This is a genomic window from Pseudoduganella flava, from assembly GCF_007830495.1.
GTDB classification, from domain to species: domain Bacteria; phylum Pseudomonadota; class Gammaproteobacteria; order Burkholderiales; family Burkholderiaceae_D; genus Rugamonas; species Rugamonas flava.
On record NZ_VLKW01000002.1, the window covers coordinates 146,270 to 169,316 of the forward strand.

At 68.6% G+C, this 23,047-nt stretch carries 18 protein-coding genes and 1 tRNA gene; 11 read left to right on the plus strand and 8 right to left on the minus strand.

Annotation, left to right across the window (positions count from 1 at the left end; all coding sequences use genetic code 11):
* Positions 1-76: transfer RNA gene (locus IP92_RS05040), tRNA-Gly, on the plus strand.
* A 97-nt stretch (positions 77-173) separates the two neighbouring features.
* On the opposite strand, the gene IP92_RS05045 is transcribed toward IP92_RS05040, so the two are convergent.
* A complete protein-coding gene (locus IP92_RS05045) occupies positions 174-731 on the minus strand; it encodes a PEP-CTERM sorting domain-containing protein (RefSeq protein WP_145873453.1) in 558 nt (185 codons plus the stop codon).
* Positions 732-951: 220 nt separating this feature from the next.
* Here IP92_RS05045 and IP92_RS05050 point away from each other — a divergent pair, with 220 nt between their 5' ends.
* The gene (locus IP92_RS05050; RefSeq protein WP_145873454.1) at positions 952-1,203 is read left to right on the plus strand and encodes a hypothetical protein; all 252 of its coding nucleotides are present in this window, start codon (positions 952-954) and stop codon (positions 1,201-1,203) included.
* 18 nt (positions 1,204-1,221) lie between these two features.
* Here the strand turns inward: IP92_RS05050 and IP92_RS05055 are convergent, their stop codons facing one another.
* Positions 1,222-2,439: a YeeE/YedE family protein gene (locus IP92_RS05055; protein ID WP_145873455.1), complete on the minus strand. Its 1,218-nt coding sequence runs from the start codon at positions 2,437-2,439 to the stop codon at positions 1,222-1,224.
* A gap of 72 nt (positions 2,440-2,511) precedes the next feature.
* Complete coding sequence (locus IP92_RS05060) at positions 2,512-2,850, minus strand: YciI family protein (RefSeq protein ID WP_145873456.1); 339 nt, start codon at positions 2,848-2,850, stop codon at positions 2,512-2,514.
* A gap of 205 nt (positions 2,851-3,055) precedes the next feature.
* Between IP92_RS05060 and IP92_RS05065 the strand changes: the two genes are divergently transcribed.
* From IP92_RS05065 to IP92_RS05085, 5 genes are all read left to right on the plus strand, one after another.
* The gene (locus IP92_RS05065) at positions 3,056-3,601 is read left to right on the plus strand and encodes a DUF4256 domain-containing protein (protein ID WP_145873457.1); all 546 of its coding nucleotides are present in this window, start codon (positions 3,056-3,058) and stop codon (positions 3,599-3,601) included.
* A 128-nt stretch (positions 3,602-3,729) separates the two neighbouring features.
* A complete protein-coding gene (locus IP92_RS05070) occupies positions 3,730-5,046 on the plus strand; it encodes a chloride channel protein (RefSeq protein ID WP_145873458.1) in 1,317 nt (438 codons plus the stop codon).
* 42 nt (positions 5,047-5,088) lie between these two features.
* Positions 5,089-5,463 carry an IclR family transcriptional regulator gene (locus tag IP92_RS05075; protein WP_145873459.1) on the plus strand — a complete coding sequence of 125 codons (375 nt, stop codon included), beginning with the start codon at positions 5,089-5,091 and terminating at the stop codon, positions 5,461-5,463.
* Positions 5,464-5,721 (plus strand): DUF5985 family protein, encoded by a 258-nt coding sequence (locus tag IP92_RS05080; RefSeq protein WP_145873460.1) that lies wholly within the window; start codon positions 5,464-5,466, stop codon positions 5,719-5,721. It begins immediately after the preceding gene.
* Complete coding sequence (locus IP92_RS05085) at positions 5,718-5,987, plus strand: DUF5985 family protein (protein ID WP_229418634.1); 270 nt, start codon at positions 5,718-5,720, stop codon at positions 5,985-5,987. The genes IP92_RS05080 and IP92_RS05085 overlap by 4 nt, the downstream gene beginning before the upstream one ends.
* A gap of 13 nt (positions 5,988-6,000) precedes the next feature.
* On the opposite strand, the gene IP92_RS05090 is transcribed toward IP92_RS05085, so the two are convergent.
* The gene (locus IP92_RS05090) at positions 6,001-6,702 is read right to left on the minus strand and encodes a hypothetical protein (protein ID WP_145873461.1); all 702 of its coding nucleotides are present in this window, start codon (positions 6,700-6,702) and stop codon (positions 6,001-6,003) included.
* A 165-nt stretch (positions 6,703-6,867) separates the two neighbouring features.
* Between IP92_RS05090 and IP92_RS05095 the strand changes: the two genes are divergently transcribed.
* Positions 6,868-9,534 (plus strand): glycoside hydrolase family 3 C-terminal domain-containing protein, encoded by a 2,667-nt coding sequence (locus IP92_RS05095; RefSeq protein ID WP_145873462.1) that lies wholly within the window; start codon positions 6,868-6,870, stop codon positions 9,532-9,534.
* A 3-nt stretch (positions 9,535-9,537) separates the two neighbouring features.
* Here IP92_RS05095 and IP92_RS30120 read toward each other — a convergent pair whose 3' ends face one another.
* From IP92_RS30120 to IP92_RS05110, 4 genes are read right to left on the minus strand one after another with little or no spacing between them, the layout of a single operon-like run.
* Complete coding sequence (locus IP92_RS30120) at positions 9,538-10,020, minus strand: hypothetical protein (RefSeq protein ID WP_199750453.1); 483 nt, start codon at positions 10,018-10,020, stop codon at positions 9,538-9,540.
* The gene (locus IP92_RS05100; RefSeq protein WP_199271907.1) at positions 10,017-11,525 is read right to left on the minus strand and encodes a GDSL-type esterase/lipase family protein; all 1,509 of its coding nucleotides are present in this window, start codon (positions 11,523-11,525) and stop codon (positions 10,017-10,019) included. The genes IP92_RS30120 and IP92_RS05100 overlap by 4 nt, the downstream gene beginning before the upstream one ends.
* Complete coding sequence (locus tag IP92_RS05105) at positions 11,522-13,126, minus strand: glycoside hydrolase family 43 protein (RefSeq protein ID WP_145873463.1); 1,605 nt, start codon at positions 13,124-13,126, stop codon at positions 11,522-11,524. Before IP92_RS05105 ends, IP92_RS05100 begins: the two co-directional genes overlap by 4 nt.
* A gap of 7 nt (positions 13,127-13,133) precedes the next feature.
* Complete coding sequence (locus IP92_RS05110) at positions 13,134-15,941, minus strand: TonB-dependent receptor domain-containing protein (protein WP_145873464.1); 2,808 nt, start codon at positions 15,939-15,941, stop codon at positions 13,134-13,136.
* Between the two features lie 216 nt (positions 15,942-16,157).
* On the opposite strand from IP92_RS05110, the gene IP92_RS05115 reads away from it, so the two are divergent.
* The 3 genes from IP92_RS05115 (at position 16,158) to IP92_RS05125 (ending at position 23,041) form a co-directional block, all read left to right on the plus strand.
* Positions 16,158-18,494: a pectinesterase family protein gene (locus tag IP92_RS05115; RefSeq protein WP_145873465.1), complete on the plus strand. Its 2,337-nt coding sequence runs from the start codon at positions 16,158-16,160 to the stop codon at positions 18,492-18,494.
* A gap of 38 nt (positions 18,495-18,532) precedes the next feature.
* A complete protein-coding gene (locus IP92_RS05120; protein ID WP_229418635.1) occupies positions 18,533-19,174 on the plus strand; it encodes a glutathione S-transferase family protein in 642 nt (213 codons plus the stop codon).
* Positions 19,175-19,276: 102 nt separating this feature from the next.
* Positions 19,277-23,041 carry a beta-galactosidase gene (locus IP92_RS05125; protein ID WP_145873467.1) on the plus strand — a complete coding sequence of 1,255 codons (3,765 nt, stop codon included), beginning with the start codon at positions 19,277-19,279 and terminating at the stop codon, positions 23,039-23,041.
* Positions 23,042-23,047 lie beyond the last annotated feature (6 nt).

A 23,047-nucleotide genomic window follows, 5' to 3' on the forward strand; every position in this document is an offset into this window, starting at 1 on the left:
GCGGGAGTAGCTCAGTTGGTAGAGCGCAACCTTGCCAAGGTTGAGGTCGAGAGTTCGAGACTCTTCTCCCGCTCCAGTTTCAAGAAAAGGGCAGCCGAGGTGGCTGCCCTTTTTGTTTTGTCCAACGCGCGACGCCCTTTTTGCGATCTTGCCGCGCGATTGATTACTTGGCCCTAGGTGCGCGCAGCCTTCCACTTCCGCATGCACGCCAACCCAGCCAACCCCGCCGTGAACATCAACGCAGCCCCCGGCTCCGGAACCGGCGTCACGCTGATCACCGTTTGCGGCGTCACGGTCTGCGACCAGTATGAGTCATAGAAAACGGTATAAAAATACGTATTGGTGATCGTCTCGTCGAGCCGGACACCCTGGCTCACGGCGTGGAAAGCCAGCGTGCCGCCCGGCGTATAGGCAAAGCTCTGCACCTCGCAGCGCAGGCAGTAGTCGGGAACCTGCGGCCCCACCAAATGCGTCATGTACGCGTCGGGAAGGTTCGACGCGAGCGTATAGGCAAAGTTGGTCAGCTCAGCCAACTCGAACGAGCCGTTTCCGTTCAGGTCGTCGGCGACGAAAAAGCCGCCCAGGTAACGGCTGGTGTCGAAGCCGTCGAGCGCATCGTTCCAGCCGGAGTCGAAGTAAAACCCGCTGTAAGAGAAGTCGTAGCGTGCCGCCGTTGAAGGGGACGCGGCTCCAAGCGCCAGTACCAACGCAGCGGTAGTTCGAATGGTCATCGCGCACCTCCTTCGTTGAAAGGATTTTGACCTTAACATGGTCTTAACGCGCATTGGTGACCGAAGCGCCGCACTTGTCGAAACATATCAGGCGGCGTTGCCGAGATAGTCAGCATGGGCCCGGCTGGCGATCGCCTCCTGGCCGGATGCGGACCTCGACATTATGCTAAGCTGGCAGACCGCCGGACCTGCCGGCCGCCGTCATCCAAGAAACCACACCATGAACACCGAAGTCAAAACCATCCGCGACGCCGTCGCGCTCGTGCTGCGCGCGTGGCGCCAGGCGCTGCCGTTTTTCCTCAGTATCGAGCTGTGGCTGATGCTGCTGGTGGCCGCCGCCACGGTCGGCGGCGTATGGCTGACGGCGATGGCGGATGGGCGCGCGGTGCTGGCCTTCGGCTTCGCGATCGGCTATGTAGCGACGCGCACCGTGCTGCACGTGAAGCGCGTCCTGAGCTGGCCGTTCATCTGACCGGCCGCGCCGCGGGCATCAGCAAGCGGTCGGCCTGACCCGCTCGACCTCCAGCCCGAACACGGGGCGCAGCCGCGTCCCTACCACGTTGCCGACGAATGCGGCAACGAGCCACAGCCAGCCGTGCAGGCTGCCCGAGATGATTCCGCTGAAGTAAGCGCCGATATTGCAGCCATACGCCAGCCGCGCGCCGTAGCCCAGCAGCAGGCCGCCGACGACGGCGGCGATCAGCGAACGCATCGGCACCTTCCACACGGGCGCATACCGCCCGGCCAGCGCGGCGGCCAGCATCGCGCCCAGCACGATGCCGATGTCCATCACGGACGTGACGTCCTGCGTGATCGGTGCGGCCAGTGCGGCGGCGTTCTTCGCGCTGGACCAGTACGTCCAGCTGGCGACGTCGATGCCCAGCAGCGATGCCGCCTTCGCACCCCATAGCGCGAATGCGGACGTGACGCCCCATGGCCGTCCGGACAGTGCCAGCGTGGCGAAATTGAGCACGACCAGCGCAAGGGCGCCAGCCACCAGTGGCCATGGGCCATGCAGCCATGGCGATGCATGCCGCGGCTGCGTGTGCGCTGCCACGAGGCGGCCATGGCGGCGCTTCTCGACGGCGACGGTGACCGCCGCGATCAGCGCGAACACGATCCAGTTCAATGCCAGCGCCGGGGCCAGGCCCAACGTCTTGACGACGGAGATCGGCGCGAGCTGCGGCAGCGACGTCCAGAACGGCATGTGCGCCGTCGCGATCACCGAGCCCGTAATGAATGCGATCAAGGTCACGACCATCCGCGTGCTGCCGCCGCCCACCGTGTACAGCGTGCCGGACGCGCAACCGCCGCCCAGCTGCATGCCGATGCCGAAGATGAACGCGCCGACGACCACCGACGTGCCGGCCGGCGAGACGAGGCCCGTGACGGGATTGCCGAACAGCGTGCCCGCGGACAGGGCGGGGAAGAACAGCGCCACGCCGACGGCCAGCATCAGCATCTGCGCGCGCAGGCCGGCGCCGCGGCCGTCCGCGATGAACACGCGCCACGCGGACGTGAAGCCGAATGCGGCGTGATACAGGGCCACGCCCAGCAGGGCGCCGACGATGTACAGGGCCGCCTGCTTGGGACCGACGGCCTGCGCGAGGTACCAGGCGCCGAGCGCGATGAGGAGCAGCGCAATGCCCATCGGCTGGGCATTGACGGCCGTGCGGACGGGAAGGGAAGGGGAAGCGGTTGAGGACATGATGCGGAAATAAGGTAGTGCGGAACCCGCCATTTTCGCGCGTTTCGCCGTTTTCTGCAGGCTGCACGCCGCTCAGTGGAACTCGCGCACCTCGACGCCCGTGCGGCAGGCAACGGCCGCCTTGCTTCCCCATGCCAGCGCCTCGTCCATGCTCGCCAGCTCCAGCACCCAGAAGCCGCCGATGTGCTCCTTGGTTTCCAGGTAAGGGCCGTCCGTGACGAGCACGCGGCCGTCGGCCTGCCGGCGGATCGACTTGGCGCGCGGCGCGCCGTGCAGGCCGCCGACGAACGTGCGCACGCCAGCGGCGATCATCTCTTCGTTGAGCTGGTGGATGGCGCGGATCGTCGCGTCGTCTTCCGTGGCGGGGTCGAAATCGTCGGGGTGGTGAATCGCTACCAGAAAGCGGGGCATGGTCTTCTCCTTGAATCGGGCGGGGCCGATTGCCCCGCGCTCATACCGACGACGGCCCGCATGCCGCGGGATCGACAAAACGGGCGGAAAAAACTTCGGCCTGGCGCGGCCGCTGTCGTCGGGCCTGCGGCACGGCCCGCGCCGCCGTCCGCGCTGTTAGCATGGCGACAGTAGGGCAACCACGACCAGACAAGGAGACGACACGATGACCGCCCCATCCGACAACAACCTGATCGCCACATTGCAGGCGCGCTTCGCCAGCCACCCCGAGCGCCACGCCGGCATCGACTGGGCTTCCGTCCAGGCCCGCCTCGATGCGCACCCGGACGCGCTGCGCACGCTGCGCGAGATGGAGCGCACCGGCGGCGAGCCGGACGTCGTCGCGCTTGACGAGACCAGCGGCGCCATCGTGTTCTGCGACTGTTCCGCCGAAAGCCCCGCGGGCCGCCGCAGCCTGTGCTACGACGCTGCTGCGCTGGCCGCCCGCAAGGAGAACAAGCCGGCCGGCAGTGCCGTCGTGCTGGCCGGCGAAATCGGCATGACGCTGCTCTCCGAGGAGCAGTACCGGCACCTGCAGACGCTGGGCGAATTCGACCGCAAGACGTCCAGCTGGCTGCACACGCCGGACAGTGTGCGCCAGCAGGGCGGGGCGCTGTTCGGCGACCGGCGTTACGGGCGGGTGTTCGTCTATCACAACGGCGCCGAGTCGTACTACGCGGCGCGCGGCTTGCGGGGCAGCGTGACCGTCTGACGGCCAACGGCGTGGCCGCGCACGCAACCGTGCGCGCCGATCCTGCGGTAGAATGCGATATTCATTTGCGCAAATATAATGGCATTGGCCGACAGGCCGATGCGCCGTCCACCCGCATTCCAGCAGCCATGCACAGCCGGCACCACATTCCCACCGCCTTCCGCCGTGAATTCGCCACCCCCGGCCTGTGGTGGACGCGCGCACTCGTCATGGGGGCGGCCGCGCTGGCCGGCCTTACCGTCGTCGCCTTCACGTGGCTGGCCGAAACGGCGCATGGGGCATTCCTGCGGCTGGCCGGCGGCGCATGGTGGTTGCCGCTGCTGTGGACACCGGTGCTGACGGCCTTCATCGTCTGGCTCACGCGGCGTTACGCGGCCGGCGCCGGCGGCTCCGGCATACCGCAGGTGATGGCAAGCCTGGAGCCGGAGGTCGGCGATGCGCAGCGCGGCCTGTTCGTGTCGCTGAAGCTGAGCGCCGCGAAGATCGGGCTGACGGCGGCCGGCCTGCTGGGCGGGTTGTCGCTGGGCCGGGAAGGGCCGTCCGTGCAGATCGCCGCGGGCGTCATGCATGCGGTGCGGCCGCTGCTGCCGCGCCGGGCGCTCGTCTCCACCCATGCGCTGCTCGTTGCCGGCGGCGCGGCCGGCATCGCCGCCGCGTTCAACACGCCGCTGGCCGGCGTGATGTTCGCGATCGAGGAGCTGTCGGGCCGGCCGGAGCAGCGCAACAGCGGCTTGATCGTCGCCGGCATCGTGCTGGCCGGCCTGATCGCCGTGTCCGCGCACGGCAATGCCACGCACTTCGGCGTCATCCACCCGGGCCCGATCGGGTGGGGCTTGCTGGGGCCGGGCCTGCTGACGGCGCTCATCGTCGGCGTCGCCGGCGGCCTGTTCGCCCGCCTGCTGCTGGCCAGCCTGGGTGGCCGCTCGCCGGACCGCTTCAGCCGCTGGCGCGCGCGCCGCCCGGTACTGTTCGCGGCCGGCTGCGGCCTCGCCGTCGCGGGCATCGGCCTGCTGACGCACGGCGCGGCCGTCGGCAGCGGCAACGAGGCCACCAAGGCGATGCTGGACGGCGGCGCGTCGCCGGTGGCCGGCTTCGCGCTGCACAAGCTCGCCGCCACCTGGCTGACCGTGTGGAGCGGTGCGCCGGCCGGCATCTTCGCGCCGTCGCTGGCGATCGGCGCGGCGCTGGGGCACGACATCGGCGTCCTCACCGCCTACCCGCACGTGCCCGCGCTGATCGCTCTCGGCATGGCCGGCTTCCTCGCCGCCGCCACGCAGGCGCCGCTGACCGCGTTCATCATCGTGATGGAGATGGTCGACGGCCATGCGATGGTCCTCAGCCTGATGGCGTGCGCCGTCGTCGCCAGCACGATTTCGCGGGTCCTCAGCCCGCCGTTGTATGGGGCGCTGGCGCAGTTGCAGCTCGAGCGTGTGGCCAGCCGCTAGCGCGGCCTGTATCATTGCGCTTCCGTTCAACCCGCGCATGCCATGATCCCTGACGATATCCGGCGTTTCATCGTCCAGTGCATTCCTTCCGTGCCGTTTCTCGAGGCGCTGTTGCTGCTGCGCGAGAACCCGCACCAGGCATGGGACGCGGCGGCGCTGGCGCAGCGCCTCTATCTCGATGCCGCGACGGCCGAACGCCTGCTGGCGGAACTGACCAGCGCCGGGCTTGCCGCGCAGCGGGATGGGCAGGGGCACGGCTACGCGCCGCGCGCGCCGGAGCTGGCCGCGCGCGTCGATGAACTGGCCGACGTGTACCGGCGCCACCTCGTGGAAGTCAGTACCCTGATCCATCGGAAAAGCAACCGCAAGGCGCAGGCGTTTGCCGAGGCCTTCGTCTGGCGTAACAAGGAGTCGTAAATGGCAAGCGTCATCTATCTGCTGTGCGCCGCCACCGCGGCCGCGTGTGCGGTGCTGCTGCTGCGCAGCTACCGCAAGACGCGCGTCAAGCTGCTGCTGTGGAGCGGCCTGTGTTTCGGGGGAATGGTCGTCAACAACGTGCTGCTGGTGGTCGACCGCGTGGTCCTGCCGGAGCAGGACCTGCGCACGTGGCGCCTCGTGGCGGCGCTGCTGGCGCTGATGCCGCTGCTGTACGGCCTGGTGGCGGAGGACGAATGATGGAAGTGAACGGCCTGTTGAGCGGCGCGATCGTGATGGCGACCCTGACGATCGCGCTGTTCTTCCTGCGCTTCTGGCGCCAGACGCGCGACCGCTTCTTCCTGTGCTTCGCCGCCGCGTTCGCGCTCGAGGCCGTGCACCGGCTGCTGTGGGCGCTGGCGCCGCTGGCCGATCCGGATGCGCCGCTGTACTACCTGATCCGGCTCGCGTCGTATGCGCTGATCCTCGGCGCCATCATCGACAAGAACCGCAAGCCGCCGGCCTGAATCTACCGCGGCTTCACGCTCCGGCCACCGGCGCCGGCCGCGTCAGCAGGGCGGCACGGCGCGGCGGATCCTTCAGCACCGTCTCGCCGTTGACGAGCCACGCGACGGCGAACGCCGCCACCGCGCACGTCTCCGGCCAGAAGAACGACGCGCCCCGCGTCGTCAGCGCCAGCACGGCGATCGCCACGTACGACAGCAGCATCACGGCGCCGCAGATCTTGTACATGCGCTGGCGCTTGCGGCGCTGCACGCTGCGCGGCGGCGTGGTGGCGCCGAAGCGGAAGTACACCATGTAGAACGACAGGGCGGCAAACGTGATGGCGAACATCAGGTGAAAGCCGAGGATGCCGTGGTTCGAATAATGGTTGTCCTTGCCCAGGTCCGGATAGCGCGCCAGCAGCTCGGCCGCGTAGGTCGGGTCCATCGGGAACAGCGCCAGGCCCATCGCGGCAATGCCGGCGATCGTTGCGACAACGTTGTCGCGCAGGTGCGGCGTGCGGTAGCAGGCCAGCAGCGCGCCGGACAGCACGGTGGTCGACACGAATACGTCGCGCATGCTGGTGTAGTAGTAGGCGCTCAGCGAATCGGTGGTGCGGATGCCCTCGAACAGCAGGCCGCCGCCGCGCACCACGAGGGGCATCAGCAGGCCGAGCCAGCCGATCAGCTTCCGCAGGGTCAGGTACGACACGATGTAATGGTGTTCGGCCGCGTGCATATTGTTCTCTCCGTCTTTTTTTGGGCGCCAAGGGGCGCCTGCGAAATGAAAAGTCTACTCCCGGCCCCGGATCGGAGGCGCCCGGGTGACGCTTTCATGTTGCGACAACAAGCGCGTTGACGGCTTGAGCGGGGCAGGGCACACTCGCACAAAAAAAGGAGACCCATGCGCGCCCTCGCAACCGTAACACCCCTCGTTCATGCCGCACTGGCGCTGGCCTGCGCCACCGCCTGCGCCGCACCGCAAGCCCCTTGGCGCGACACGTCGCTGACGCCGGAACAGCGTGCGCAGGATCTTGTCGCGCGCATGACGTTGCCCGAAAAGGCCGCCCAGATGCAGAACGGCGCGCCGCCGCTCGAACGCCTCGGGCTGAAGGGCTACGACTGGTGGAACGAGGTGCTGCACGGCGTGGCCCGCGCGGGCCATGCGACCGTGTTCCCGCAGGCGATCGGCCTGGCGGCAACGTGGAACACGGCGCTGGTGGAGCAGGTGGCGGACGCCATCGCCGTCGAGGGCCGGGCCAACTTCAACGCGGCGCTGCGGCGCGACGCGGGCGGCACGCGGCGCTACTTCGGCGTCAATTACTGGACGCCGAACATCAACATCTACCGCGATCCCCGCTGGGGCCGCGGCCAGGAAACATATGGCGAAGACCCGCACCTGACGGGCCGCATCGGCATGGCCTTCATCCGCGGCATCCAGGGCACGGAGACGATGCCGTACAAGGGCGTCGCCACGCCGAAGCACTTCGCCGTGCATTCCGACCCGGAGCCGGCGCGCCACAGCTTCAACGTGGACGTGGCGCCGTTCGACCTGGAAGACACCTACCTGCCGGCGTTCCGCAACGCGATCGTCGACGCGCATGCGTATTCGCTGATGTGCGCCTACAACGCCGTCGACGGCACGCCGATGTGCGCGCACCCGCTGCTCGAGAACCTGGTGCGGCGCGACTGGGGCTTCAACGGCTTCATCGTGTCCGACTGCGACTCGGTGCGCGACCTCGTCACGGGCCACAAGACGGCGCCGGACATCGCCCATGCGGCCGCGACGGCCGTCAAGGCGGGCACGGACCTTGTCTGCGGCAACAGCTACCTGGGCCTGCCGGACGCGGTGGCGCACGGCCTGATCACGGAGCGCGAGATCGACACGTCGCTGACGCGCCTGATGGCGGCGCGCATCCGCATGGGACTTCTGGACGGCAGCGCATGGGACCGGGTGCCATATGACGCGATCAACAGCGCGGCGCACCGCGCGCTGGCGCTGCGGGCGGCCGAGGAGTCCGTGGTGCTGCTGAAGAACGAGCGCGCCGTGCTGCCGCTGGGCCCAGGCAAGCGCATCGCCGTCATCGGGCCGAATGCCGCGCTGCTGCAAAGCCTGGAAGGGAATTACCACGGTTCGATGGTGCACCCGGTGCTGCCGGTGGACGCGCTGCGCCAGGCCTTCGGCGCGGCACGCGTCGCGTATGCCGCCGGTGCGCCGCTGATCGACGGCATGCGCCTGCCGGTGCCGGCAAGCTACCTGCGGGTGGCCGCCGGCAGCATCGAGCAGGGCCTGAAGGGCGAGTACTTCGCCAACCTCGACTTCGCGGGCACGCCGCAGCTGACGCGCACGGACCCCGTCATCAACTTCAACTTCGAGCACAATGCGCCGGCTGGCTTCACGCCGCGCGGCTTCTCGGTGCGCTGGACGGGCGTGCTGGTGCCGCCGCGGCCCGGTACGTATGAAATCGGCTTTCGGATGATCGTGCCGCGCGACCGGCCGCTGCCCAATATCAAGGTGTGGATCGATGACGAGCTGGTCGTCACGCCCGAGCGTGCCGGCATCGGCGTCGGCAACACGGCCGTCTGCGTGGCCGGCAACTGCCAGCAGAAGATGAACCGCATCGAGCTGGCATTCGCCGATACGCGCCCACGCCGCGTGCGCATCGACTATGTGCGCACCGAGAACGACCGGGCCAGCGCATTCGAATGGGTGCCGCCGCGAGATGCGCTGATCGACGACGCCGTTGCCGCGGCGCGCAACAGCGATGTGGTGGTGGCGTTTGCCGGCCTGTCGCCGGACCTGGAAGGCGAGGAGATGAAGGTCGACTACCCGGGCTTTCGCGCCGGCGACCGCACCGCGCTGGCGCTGCCGGACGCGCAGCGGCGCATGCTGGAAGCCGTGAAGCGCACCGGCAAGCCGCTGGTCGTCGTGTACCTGACGGGCGGGCCGATCTCGGACCCGTGGGTCGAGGCGAATGCGGACGCGATCGTGCACGCCGCGTATCCCGGAGAAGCCGGCGGCGCGGCGTTGGCGCGCATCCTGAAGGGCGACGTCAGCCCGGCCGGCCGCCTGCCGTACACGATCCACCGCAGCGCGGACGATCTGCCGCCGTTCGACGACTACACGATGCGTGGCCGCACCTACCGCTACTTCAACGGGCCGGTGCTGCATCCGTTCGGCCAGGGCCTGACCTACACGAGCTTCCGTTACGATGCGCCGGTGCTGTCCGCCGCGCGCATCAAGGCGGGCGAGCCGGTGCTGGCAACGGTCACCGTGCGCAATACGGGGAAACGCGACAGCGACGAGGTCGTGCAACTGTACCTGGCGAAGCCGGGCGATCGTGCGAACCCCGTACTGGCCGGTTTCACACGCGTGCATGTAAAAGCCGGGGCGGCGCGCACGGTCACGCTGGAGCTCGACGCCCGCACGCTGTCGCAGGTGGACGATGCCGGCAATCGCAAGGTGCGCGCCGGCGACTATGTCGTGTATGCGGGCGGCGGTCAGCCGCGCTACGTCAAGGCGGGGCAGGCGAAGCTCGCGATCGACGGCGAGTTCGCGCTGCCCAGGTAGCGGTTACAAGCGGTCGTTCTCGTCCTTCGGCGGCTGCGCCAGCACCCACATGAAGTACAGCGCCTTGGCCGCCTTGGCGCGCGTGACCAGGGCCCGCGGTTCCAGCACGCGGCCGTTGACCATGCGGCCGCGCGCGATGCCTGCCTCGGAACGGATCAGGCCCAGCTCGTAGGCCTCGCGCACCTTGGCCAGGTTGGCGGGCGTGACGGCCTGCGTATCCTCCAGCTGCGCCCAGCCCACCAGCGGGTAGTACATCGCACCGCGCGTGCCGGCATCCAGGTTCGGGTCGTAGCCCGGCATGCCGGGCAGGATCGTCTTGCCGTTGTAATCCGTCATGTAGGCTGGCTTGGCGGCGAATTTCGCGCGATACGCGTCGTGCAGCAGCACGGCCATCGCCTCGCGCGTCAGCGGCGCAGCGGCCTGCGAGGATGGTGCCGGCGCCCCCATCGCCTTTGCCAGCGCGGCCGCGAACTCGCCGCTGTTCATCGGCTCATGGGGCGGAAGTTGCCGTCCACATCCTTGCGCAGCACGCCCAGCTGCAGCAGCTTCTCGATCTGGTTGCGGTAGTAGGCGCCGTCGCCGCGCACGATGTCGGCCGCGATCTCCGGCTGGAGTGGGGACCAGTCGTTGGCCGCCAACGCATTGCGCACCGCGGGCTTGAGCTGGGCGATGATGCCTGCTGCCACCTTGTCGCCTTGTGCCGCCAGCCGTGCCAGTTCCGTCGCGACGAGGCGCGCATACTGCTTCGCCAGCGCTTCCTTGAAATGCGTGCCGTCGATCTTGTTGGCCGGGTGGCCGTTGGCGTAGCTGCCGTCGTTCGTCTTGCCCGGCGTTTCGCCCGCTTCGATCGACATCACCATCGCCGTCACGGCCTCACGCCCGGCCGCGTTGTAGTACTCGACACTGCGCGCATTGAGGTCGACGACCGGCACGCCCAGTTCCGCGCCCAGCTGCTTCATCAGCTCCGGGAAGCGGCGCTTCGTGAACGAGTTCGTGTAGGGTTCGCCCGCCGGCTGCGCACCGTTCACGCGCGACATCGGCGTGACGAATACCGGCACCATGCCGCGCGCCCGGATCGCCGGCACGTACACGGCGCGGATCATCTCCGCGTACATCGCCTCGGTGGCGCCGCGGCCGTAGCGCTTCGTCTCGTCCGTGCTTTCGTCGTTGTGGCCGAACTGGATCATCACCACGTCGCCGATCCTGCCCGCCAGCAGCAGGTCGTTCAGCCGGCCTTCCGCATAGGCATTGCGAAACGACCGGCCGCCCATCGAGTAGTTCAGCACGCGCACCCGGGCAGGGTCGAACAGGCGGTCGAACACCTGGCCCCAGCCGCTCATCGGCGCCTCGTCGAACGTGTACGACTTCACCGTCGAATCGCCCAGCGTGAACAGCGTCGGCAATTCGCCGGCCGCGCGGGGTTGCGGCGCGAGCGGCGTCAATGTGATCGCGGCGATGCCGACCGGCGTGCCGGCCCGCTTCGGCTCGATCTCGATGTCGATGACGCCGCGACCGTTCACGTAGCGGTATTCCCACTCGCGTCCCTGCGCCTGCATGCGCGTGCGGTTCGGCAGCAGGCTCGCCGCGTCCCAGAACACCGGCGCGAGCAGGCGGCTCGTCTGCATGCCGGATATCGACACGATCGTGTCCGCCGCATCGGACGTCGTGCGCACCTGCACCGCGTAGGCGCCCGGTGGCGCCTTGATGCGGAACGCCATGCCGTGGTTGTTGTAGTGATCGGTGCCGGCGTTCGGATCGACGGCACTTTCGGTGATCTCGCAACCTGCGCCGCCAGTGCGGATGCCGGCCGTGTGCACGGGGCGGGGCGGCAGCGCCACGGTGCTGTCGACGAAGCCGTGGCCGGTGGCGTCGCTGTAGCGGGCGTGGCACGGCACAGCGTCCTTGCCCGCGAATTCGAAGCGCAGGTCGGCGGTCCATGCCGGCCGCAGTGCGCACAACAGGGCCGCGCAGGCGAGCAGGCGGGCCTTCATCGGACGACGCGGAAGTAGTCGACGTCGACGTAGGCGCCGGAGGACTGCGTGCCCACGCTGTACAAGCCCATCTGCGCGCCCACCCAGTGGCCCTTCGTTGCCGCGAACACGGGGCCGGCGTCGATGAAGCGCTTGCCGTCGGTGCTGTAGGCGAACCGTGCCTGCGCATCCTCGGCCATCGTCATCCGCAAGGTCAAGGTGGCGGGGGCTTTTTGCAGCAGCACCGTGTCGCTTTCCGTGCAGCGGGGCGCGAACGGCGTGCACGTCGTGTACACGAGCTGCAGGGCGTCGCCTTGCTTGCGCAGGCCCAGCGCCGCATAGCTCATGCCATGCAGGATCAGGCCGGCCCGGTCGCCGTCCGCGCCGCCGTGCAGCGCGATCTTCGTCTCGGCGGTGAACGTCGCCGCCGGCAGCTTTTGTGCGAGGATGTTCGGTGCCGCGCGCAGGAAGTTGCGGCTGTCCGGGACTGCCAGCACGGGCAGGCGCAGGTGGCCGGGGCGCGCCGTCAGCGAGTACCAGCCCGGCTGCGGATTGGCGTTCCATTGCCATTGCAGGCCCAGCGTCCTGCTTGCGAATTCGTCGCTCGTGGCCGGCACCGCGGCCGGCTGGCCGGCCACCGGTTTCGCGTACGTCGGCACCGGATTGCCCACGCCGGGCTTCGCGCCGGGCTGGCCGATCACGGGCCAGCCGTCCTGCCACGTCATCGGTTGCAGGTGCACGACGCGGCCATAGGCCTTGCGGTCCTGGAAGTGCAGGAACCAGTCCTTGCCGTCCTGCGCGCGCACCCATGCGCCCTGGTGCGGTCCGTTGACGGGCGTGTCGCCCTGTTCCATCACGATGCTGTCCTCGTACGGCCCTTCGATCTGCCGCGAGCGGAACACGGACTGCCAGCCGTGCTCCACGCCGCCGGCCGGCGCGAACACGTAGTACCAGCCTTCGTGCTTGTAGAACTTCGGTCCTTCCAGCGTGCGGTAGCCCGGCAGCTTGTTGCCGTCGATGACCACCTTGCCTTCCTGGTCCAGCAGCCGGCTGGCATCGGGCGCCATCGCCCGCAACGTCAGCATGTTGTTGATGCCGGAGCGGCTCTTGGCCCACGCATGCAGCATGTAGGCCTTGCCGTCGTCGTCCCACAGCGGCGTGGGGTCGATGATGCCTTTCCCCGGCAGCAGCAGGCGCGGTTCGCTCCACGGGCCGGCGAAGCGCTCGGCCGTCGTCACATACACGCCATGGTCCGGGTCGGGATAGAAGATCCAGAACTTGCCGTCGTGGTAGCGCAGGCATGGCGCCCACACGCCGCCGCCGTGGCGGGGCAGCGCGAAGTGCTCGGCCGGCACCAGCTTGGGCAGTGCGTGCCCGACCAGCTCCCAGTTCACCATGTCCTTCGATTGCAGCAGCGGCAGGCCGGGCACGCTGTTGAAGCTCGACGACGTCATGTAGTACGTGTCGCCGACGCGGATCGCATCCGGGTCGGAATAGTCGGCGTTCAGCACGGGGTTGCGGTACTGGCCGTTGCCGAGATCGGGGGACCAAGGCACCTCGGCATGGGCAGCCAGGGCAGCGAAGGCAGTGAGGAGAAGAGGAAGGGCGATTGCGTTTTTCATCGTCATGTCAGAAAGTGTAGTTGACGCGCACGTTGTAGGCGCGGCCGATCGGTTTCGAGACGTTCTGCGCGAACACCACGCGCGAGCCGATGCGCTGGTTCGACAGCGGCGGATCCTCGTCGAGCAGGTTGTTGATGCCGAGCGTGAGCTTGAGCTCCTTCGAGAACGCCCAGTTGGCCGTCAGGTTGTACAGCGTGTAGTGGTCGATCTCGTTGAAGTAGGGCTGGCCCGGCTTCTGGTTCGGCTGCGCGTTGGTGTCCTCGTAGTGCGCCGTGTAGGCCTGCGTCAGCTGCAGCCCGAGCTGCTTGTAATTCCACGACACGCGCAGGTTGTGCTTCCAGCGATAGACGTAGGTATTCGCGGACGTCGACCCGGTGGCCAGCGCCCCCGGCCTGCCGACGCTGTCGACCCATTCGCCGCCTTCGTCGTTCTGGCCTTCGTAGCGGTCGACATACGTGCCGTCCAGGCTGGCGCCGAACTTGCCCCAGTCCGTCGTCGGGAACGTGTAGCTGAAGCTCGTGTCGATGCCGCGCGTGCGCAGGCCGCCCATGTTCAGGCGCGTCTTCACGATGTAGTCCAGCGTGCCGTCCGGATTGCGCACGAACAGGTTCGCGTAACGGTCCACGTCGGCGAAGATCGTGTCCTCGGTGATCTGCGCGATTGTTTTGCGCATGCGGATCGACCACCAGTCGAACGACACCACCAGGTTCTTCACGGGCGACAGCACGATGCCCGCCGTGACGGTCTTCGCCTTTTCCGGCTCGAGCGCGGGGTTCGCTCCAGTCAGCGTGACGAGGGTTGTGTTGCAGACGCGCGCCGGGTCCAGGTTCAGGCCCGCGTAGCGCGGATCGGTCGTCAGGCTGCCCGTGCCGGGCACGGACGGCGTCGCGCTGGGGCACAGCAGCGGATCGTCCCACTTGCCGGTGGACGGCGTGCGCGTCTGCGGCGTGCCGTACAGCTCCGGCAGGGTGGGCGCGCGGAAGCCCGTGCTGGCCGTGCCACGTACCATCACGTGCTCGATCGGCTGCCAGCGCACGCTGAGCTTCGGATTGACGGTGTTGCCGAAATCGCTGAAGTGGTCGGCGCGCACGGCCCCCGTGATCGTCAGCGCTTTTGTTACCGGCGCATCCGCTTCCAGGTACAGGCCGGACACGGTGCGCTCGCCGCTCGGGTACGAGTTCGGCGTGCCGGATACCTTGTACACGACGTCGTTGGCGATCGGGTCGGTCGCATCGCGATAGGTCTCGCGGTGCCAGTCGCCGCCGATCGCCAGCGCGAGCGGGCCGCCCGCCAGGTCCAGCAATGGCCGGCTGATGTTGAAGTCCGGGCCATAGTAGCTGACGCGCGCCGTGCGGTACGTGATGCCGTCGCGGCTGATGCTGTCGAGGTAGGCGCTACCTGCCGCGTCCTGCGGGCCGAAGGGATTGAGCGTACCGTCGGCGATGCCCTGGTAGATGCCGGGGGTGGAAAAGAATCCGCTTTTCCACTTGACGGCGCGCTTGCTGCGCGCGGCCACCAGGCCCACGCGGTAATCCCAGCCCATCACCATGCCTTCGTCGGCGACCGTGAGCCGGTGGGTGTTCTGGCGGTCGTCCGTCGTCGCCGGCCCCGCTTCATCCATGCTCCACGTCAGCGCCAGGTCCTGGCCCGTGATCCCTGGCACGGCGGGCACGCCGCCGGCGCCGCCCGGATACCACTTGCTGGTGCGGGTGATGAACAGCGGCTTCCTCACGCCGGGGTTGTACTTGTCGTAGTCGGTCTGCGCGCCGAACACCTGCGGCGGGTTCTGCGCATCGATGTACGACTCGGTCGTCAGCAGTTCGACGGACAGCAGCTTGTCGCCGCCGTGGCGCAGCGAGCCGCGCGCGAACAGGGTCGCCTGCATATTGTCCGGCAGCAGTTGCGGATACAGGTTCGGGTCCAGGATGCACGTGCCCTTGCCGGCGCCGGAAGCCTTGGTCGACGGGATTGTGTACTGCGCGCCGTAGGGCGCCGCGCACCCGCCGGCGAAGTAAGGGTTGCCCGTCAGGCCGGTCGCCTTGCCGTTCTGGTACGCGGTAAAGTTGGCCGGCGCGGCCGACGAGCCGGCCACGTCGGACGTGAATGGATTGCCGCCCAGCTGCGCGATCAGTGCGGGATCGCTGATGTTCGGCCGGTCCTTCTGCAGCAGCGACGTGCGCTTCTGCACATCGAACGCCGCATACGCGTTCCAGCCCTGTTCCTCGAGGTTGCCCCAGCCGCCGATGATGGAGAAGCGGCGCTGGTCGCCGCCGCCATGGCGCTCCGGCTGCACCCAGCCGCCCATCGCCGAGATGCCGGTGTGCGTGCGCTTCGTGATGAAGTTGACGACGCCGGCGATCGCATCGGTGCCGTAGATCGACGAGGCACCGTCGCGCAGCACCTCCACGCGTTCGACGGCGCTCATCGGAATCACGTCGACGTTGATCGAGCTGTCGCCGATCGCCTCGTTCGGCAGCCGGCGGCCGTTCAACAACACCAAGGTGCGGTTCGTGTTCAGGCCGCGCATATTGATCATCGTACCGGAACCGCCGCCGCCCACCGGCTCATTGGTGGCGCCGACAGTGAGCGACGTGGCGACTTCGGACATCGTCGTCAGGCCACGTGCCGTCAGCTCCTCGGCCTTGATGGTCGTCAGCGGCAGCGCGTTCTCGGCGGCCACGCGGCGGATGGAAGAGCCGGTGATCTCGACGCGGGCGACGTTCTGGTCGTTCTGTTGGGCGCTAGCCGTCTGCGCGAGCGTGCAGACGGCAACGGCGATCGCCGTCATGGCGATCCTCGCTGGGGTGGGTGTCATGCGGTCTCCTGGCTTATTGTTTGATATGCGGCCTGATCAGTGCGATCATCTGGTCAGGCCGATGATCATTTGGCCTGACCGGCTTTTTTTAGAATGGCGTAAAATTCATGATTACGCAAACAAATTTTCCGCAGAGCGTGGCGGCTCCGCCAACGGTGCGCCGAAGTGCGGGTTGGTAGCGCAATCAGCGTGCTCTGCAGGATAAGGAGACGAGGAATGCTGTATTGGAAGAGGGGCGCGGCTGCCGCGGTAACGTGCCTGGTGATGGCACTGGCGCCCGCGCTGGCCACCGCACCTGCGCCGCAACGGATCGAGGCCGGGGCGCCAGTGCGCACCGTGGACGAGGCACCGGCCGATACCTATGTCGAAGCCCGTGTGCGGCCTCTCGCTGGTGCGGGTCGAGTCTACGTCGTCGGCCGCTGGCAGGATGAGCGCAACTGGGTCGGCGCCGGCGTGAACTACGTGGCCGGCACCGGGCGGATGCAGGTGGAACTGGTGCGCATGCAGGGCGGCGAACTGACACGCCTGAAGCAGTTCGGCCGTGCCGCGCCGCCCGATAGCCGCTTCCAGACCGTGCGGCTGGAGATGGCGGGGCAGGCGCTGGCCGTCTACCTGAACGGCGAGCGCATCACGAACGTAACGGACCCGCAACCGCCGCGTGCCGGCCGCTATGGCGTCGTGGCGCCGGATGCGCCGTTCGAAGCCAGCGTGCCCGTGACGGGCGACCCGGCATTGAAACCGGCGCGCCTGGCGCTGGCACGCGCACCGCAACGCGTGCAGCTCTCGGTCGGCGACGCGCCGCTGCGCCTGCCCGTCAGCGCGCTCGGTCCATACCGTTACGTGCCCGCGGGTGACGCCGTGCCGCAACCGCCCGGCGGCCCGAACTTCATCACGACCGGTACCGCGCTGGACCCGGCCGCACTGGGCGCGCGGCCGTTCCCCTTCACCGCGCAAGCGGCCGACCCGGCGCTGCTGAAGGTGGATACGGCGGACGGCCACGTGCTGCTGGCTCCCCTTGCCGCCGGCAGCACGACGGTGATGCTGACCAGCGACATGGATGCCAACGTAAGCACCGTCATCGACGTGCAGGTCGCCCCGGCCAATCCCGCGCCCAGCCCCGGCTACCGGCTGGCCGGCGCGGTGGTGCCGGAGCCCGGCGCGCGCGACGTGCCGTGGGATACGCCGCTGCGCCTGCGCTTCGACGCGCCCCCGATACTCGGCAAGTCCGGCGGCGCGATCCGCATCCACCGCAAGCGTGACGGCGCGCTGGTCGACACGATCCGCGCGGATGGCGAATACGACCTGCTGGGCCATGAAGGCCAGCCGCTGCGGCGCGCGGTGCGCCTGCAGCCGATCGCGCTGGAAGGCCGCAACGTGATCGTCCACCCGCACAGCGACCGGTTGCGGCCGGGCGAGGAATATACGGTGACGATCGACGCCGGCGTGTTGAATGGCACGCTGGGCGGCCAGCCGTTCGGCGGCGTCGCGGCGGAGCAGGGCTGGACCTTCCGCACCCGCGCCAGCGCCCCGCGCGGCACGACGTTCACCGTCGACGACGACGGCCCGGCGGACTTTCGCACCGTGCAGGGCGCGCTCAATTACACGATGGCGCATGTGGCGCGTGGCACGCCCGTCCTGCTTGCGATCCGCAACGGACGCTACCAGGAGCAGCTGTACCTGCGCGGCAAGGACAACGTGACCCTGCGTGGCGAAAGCCGCGACGGGGTCGTCATCGATGCCGTCAACAACGACGGCCTGAATCCCGGTTCCGGCACCAGCCAGGACGCGCACTCGCCCGGCATCACGGGCGGCCGGGCGATCTTCCTGATCGAGGATGCGGATCTCGTCACGCTGGACACGCTGACGATCCGGAACAGCACGTTGCGGCCCAACGGCGGCCAGGCCGAGGCGCTGTTCTTCAACAGCGAAGGCAGGCTGGTGGCGAAGAACGCCAGCTTCTTCAGCGAGCAGGATACGGTGCAGGTGCGCGGCTATGCATGGTTCTGGCGCACGCTTATCGCCGGCAACGTGGACTTCATCTGGGGGAACAACCACGCGGCGCTGTTCGAGGAGAGCGAGTTGCGCACGGTGGGCGACAGCGGCCGGCCCGACAGCGGCGGCTACCTGCTGCAGGCGCGCACCGTGGCGCCTGGCGACAAGGGCTTCCTGTTCGTGAACAGCCGCCTAACGCACGGCCCGGGCCCAAAGGGGAGCGACGTGCCGCCTGGCACCACGTTCCTGGCGCGCAGCTCCGGCTACGATTTCGTGTGGGACCACATCGCCTTCATCGATTGCCGCATGGGCCCGCACATCGCCCCCGCCGGCTGGGCCGGGCCGAACGTGAAGCAGCCGATGCCGAATCCGGCGCAGGCCGGTGCCGCGGGCGGCTGGCGCGAATACGGCACGCGCGATCTGCAAGGCCGTCCGCTCGACCTGTCGCACCGCTTGCACGGCCGCGTGCTCAGTCTTGATGAGGCCCGGGCGGCGTACGGCGGGCGGGCCGCGTTCTTTGCCGGCTTCGGCGGCGGCCGCGGATGGAACCCGCAGCCATAGGGTTTATGATGATGGAACAATCAACAATGGAGAAACCAATGTACCGTCTGCACTGCTTCGGCCAATCGGGCAACGCCTTCAAGACCGTCTTCATGCTGCGCGCGCTGGGCGAGCCGTTCGAGGCCGTCCAGGTCGACTTCTTCAACGGCATCACGCGCGATCCGGCCTGGCGGGAGGAGCACAACGAGATGGGCGAGGCGCCGGTCCTCGAAGATGGCGACCTGCACCTGACCCAATCGGGCGCGATCCTCACCTACCTGGCGAACAAGCATGGCCGCTTCGGTGGCGCGACGGAGCGCGAGAAGCTGGAAGTGCTGCGCTGGATCCTGTTCGACAACCACAAGTTCACGAGCTACTTCGCCACCTACCGCTTCATGAAGTCGTTCGGTGCCACCGAGCCCGATCCCGTCGTGATGAAATTCCTGCTGGGGCGCGCCGAAGGGGCGTTCGCCATCGTCGACAAGCACCTGGCCACGCGCGACTGGATGGTGGGCGACGGCCCGACGATCGCCGACTTCTCGCTGTCCGGCTACATGTTCTATCCGCAGGACGAAAGCGGCATCGACATCGCGCAGCGCTGGCCGCACATCGGCGCATGGATCGAGCGGCTGAAAGGCGTTCCCGGCTGGGCCAATCCCTACGAGGCGATGCCAGGCACGCAGACCGCGCCGAAGTGGTGAGCCGGCGAGCGGTAAAACGCTCAATTTGTTGACTCGCGGGGCGGGTGCGGGGCGGCTGGATAGGCCTTATGATCTGTCACCACGATCATTCCGACCAGCCCGATGCCTCCAGCACCCGCCCCGTTTCGTCTCCTGCCCTGCATTCTCCCTTACGCTCTTGCCGCCCTGGCCCTGCAGGCGGGCGCGCAGGAGCTGGGCATACCGCAGGCTTCCGGCACGCAGCAGGTGACGGCGCAAGCGGCAGCCGCCGGCACCCAGGTGTTCGTGATGGCGGGCGTGCCGCTGGCCGCCGACAATCGTGTCAGCCTGTTCTCGTCCACCGACGGCATCACGTTCACGTCGCTCGCCTCCGAAGCCTGGGCGCCCGGCGCGCTGCGCGAGCCCGTCATCGCGCGGCAGGGCAGCGAGTACCGGCTCGCGTATGCGCGGGACGGCGGCATTGGCCTGGCCCGTTCGGCGGACCTGAAGCACTGGGAAGCGCTGCCCGCGGCGCATACCGGTAACGCCAGCGACCCGCAATGGGTGCGCACGCGCGAGGGCGAGCTGCGGCTGGTCGTGACGATCGCCGGCCGCCCGCATCTGCTCGCCGATGGCGCCGCACAGCCGCTGGCCGGCCTGGGCGCCGGCGCGGCGATCGCCGCCACGGACGATGGCTACGTGGCGTTCGTGCCTAATCCAACGACAGGCTTCGTCGAACTGGCGCAAGCCGCCGCGCTGCAAGGCCCGTGGACTGTCACGCGGCAGGGAGATTGGGCCGGCTGGGGCAAGGCCGGCAGCCCATCCGTCGTGCGACTGACCGACGGCACATGGCGCGTGTATCTGCGCGATGAGGCCGAGGGCCGCTTGTGGCATGTGGACAGCCGCGACCTGCGCACGTGGTCGGCAAAGGCGGAGCTGGGCGGCGTGTCCGGCGTCGTCGGCGCGCTGTCCGTGCTGACCGACGAGCGCAAGGCCTATGCGCAGGCGACCGCGCCGCGCGGCAAGCCCAAACCTGTCACGTGGGACGAGCATTCGCTGCTGGTCGACGGCAAGCGCATCGTCGTCTGGTCCGGCGAAGTGCACCCGTTCCGGCTGCCCAGCCCATCGCTGTGGCGCGACGTGATCCAGAAGATGAAGGCCGTCGGCTTCAACGGCGTGGCGTTCTACTTCGACTGGGGCTATCACTCGCCGGCCCCCGGCGTGTACGACTTCGCCGGCGTGCGCAACGTCGAGCGGGCCATCGAGATCGCCGAGGAAGAGGGCATGTACATCATCGCCCGCACCGGCCCTTACGTGAACGCGGAGCTGACAGGCGGCGGGTATCCGGGCTGGATGTTCCGCAACCGCGCCGAAGCGCGTACCGACGATCCTGCCTACCTGAAGGCGGCCGATGAATGGATGACCCAGATTAACGCGATCATCGCGCGCCACCAGATCACGACGGGCGGCGGCAACGTGATCGCCTACCAGCTCGAGAACGAACTGGGCAAGGTGGAACCGAAGCACGTGCGGCAGATGGAGCACCTGGCGAAGAAAGCCCGCGCGGACGGCATCACGGTACCGTTCTTCCACAACGCGGCGGGCCGGCTACCCGACTGGGCGCCGCCGCAATCGAGCGCCCCGTGGGCGAATCGGGGGCCGACCGACCTGTATGGCTTCGACGGCTATCCGGGTGGCAGCTGCAATGTGTTCGCCGATCCGTCCGGCCCGAACCGGGCGCCCGACTGGGGCATCTATGCGCAGCCGGGCCCGAAGGCGGGCGCGCTGACATCGCCCCGCACGCCCGGCTTCGCGGCGGAACTGGGCGGCGGCTGGTTCGACTACTGGGGTTCGAACGGCACCTATGCGTGCACGGCCGAGCGCCAGGGCAAGGGCTACCAGCGCGTGTTCTACGGCACCAACCTGATCAACCGGATCACGATCCACAACATCTACATGACGTTCGGCGGTACCTCGTGGGGCTGGCTGGCGGGGCCCGTCGTCTACACGTCCTACGATTACGGCGCGCCGATCGCCGAGGACCGCGCATTGCGGCCGAAGGCGCTGGCGCTGAAGCAGCAGGGCATGTTCGTGCAGGCCGCCGAAGCGGCGCTGGCGCAGATGGACAAGGGGCCGCCCATCGAACCGTCGTCGTCCAGGGTGAAGGTGTACCACAACGTCAACCCGGCGCTGGGCGCGCACGCGCTGCTGGCCGTGCACAACCCGTCCGACCTGACGACGGACGACAGCTTCACGTTCGATCTCGCCACGCGGGACGGCAGCTACACCTTGCCGCTGCGGCTCAATGGCCAGGATGCGAAGATGCTGCTGGCCAGCTACCCCTTGGAACGCCAGCACCTGGTGTATTCGACGTCCGAGGTGCAGACGCATTTCAACAACGGCGCACGCGACATCGCGCTGCTGCATGGCCGCACCGGCGAGCGGGGCGAGACCGTGCTGCGCTACAGCGCGGCGCCCAAGGTGGAGGTGATCGCCGGCCAGGTCGACGTGCGCTACGACGCGGCACGCGGGGACCTGAAGCTGTCGTACGTGCACGATGGCCTGGCGCGCGTGCGCGTCGAAGGCGGCGGCCGCGCGCCGCTGTTGCTGCTGCTGGCCGACGAAGCGGCGAGCCTGCAGTTCTGGACGCAGAAGACCTCGGCCGGCCAGGTGCTGCAACGCACGCCCGCGCTGGTGCGCAGCGCGACACTGGCCGGCACCACGCTGACGCTGACGGGCGACACGAGCCAGGCGAGCGTCATCGAGATCTGGGGGCCGCCGTTCGCGGCCGCCACATTCAACGGCACGCCGCTGGCGCTGGCACCGCAGCCCGACGGCAGCGTGCGCGCGGGCGACATCCCCGGCCCGGCCACCGTGAAGCTGCCCGATCTCGCTGCGCTGCCGTGGCTGCGCCGGATGGACAGCCCCGAGGCACGGCCCGGCTTCGATGACAGCACGTGGCAGAAGGTGGACAATCGGCCGTCCGCCGCGCAGACGTGGACGGGGCCGGAGCGGGGCCAGCCCACGCTGGCGATGAGCGACTACGGTTTTCATCACGGCGACGTGTGGTACCGCGGCCGCGCGACGATCACGGATCCGGCCACCAACCAGCTGGAGCTGTTCTATGGCGCGGGCGGCGCCGGCATGATCCAGGTGTGGGTCGACGGCCGCTTCGTCGGCCAGCACGAGCTGGACACGGGGCGTTCGTTCCCCGAAACGACGGACAGCGTCAAGCTGGCGCTGGGCGCTTTGACGCCGGGCGAGCACGTGATCGCCGTCATGGTGCGCAACAACTCGCACAACTGGAACCTGATGGCGGACGACTACCATCGCGAAGCGCGCGGCCTGATCTCGGCATCGCTGACGGCGAAGGGCGGGAAGCGTTTCGCCGTGCCGATCGCGTGGCGCATCCAGGGGCGCCTCGGCGGCGAGCGGTCGCGCGACGTGGCGCGCGGCCCGCTCAACAACGGCGGGCTGCATGGCGAGCGGGAAGGCTGGCACCTGCCGGGGCAGGCGGGCGCCGGCTGGACCCGCGCGAAGTCGACGGATGCGCCGCCCGCGCCGGGCACCTACTGGCTGAAGACGACGTTTGACCTGGATCTGCCGCAAGGCCACGACGTGCAACTGGGGCTCGCGTTCGGGGACACGAAGCAGGTGCGCTCGGCGCGCGAGAACCGCGCACTGATCTTCGTGAACGGCTGGAACATGGGGCAGTTCATCGCCCACGTGGGGCCGCAGCGCACGTTCGTCATTCCGCCGGGGATCCTGAACCCGAACGGCAGCAACACGATCGCGCTGGCCGTCACGACGGACGGCGCGAAGGCGAATGCGCTCGAGCCGGTGCGGCTCGTGAACCTGCGGACGGCGCGCGGCGGCGTGCCGCTGGAACTGGTGGCAGCCCCGCGCTGAGCCGCG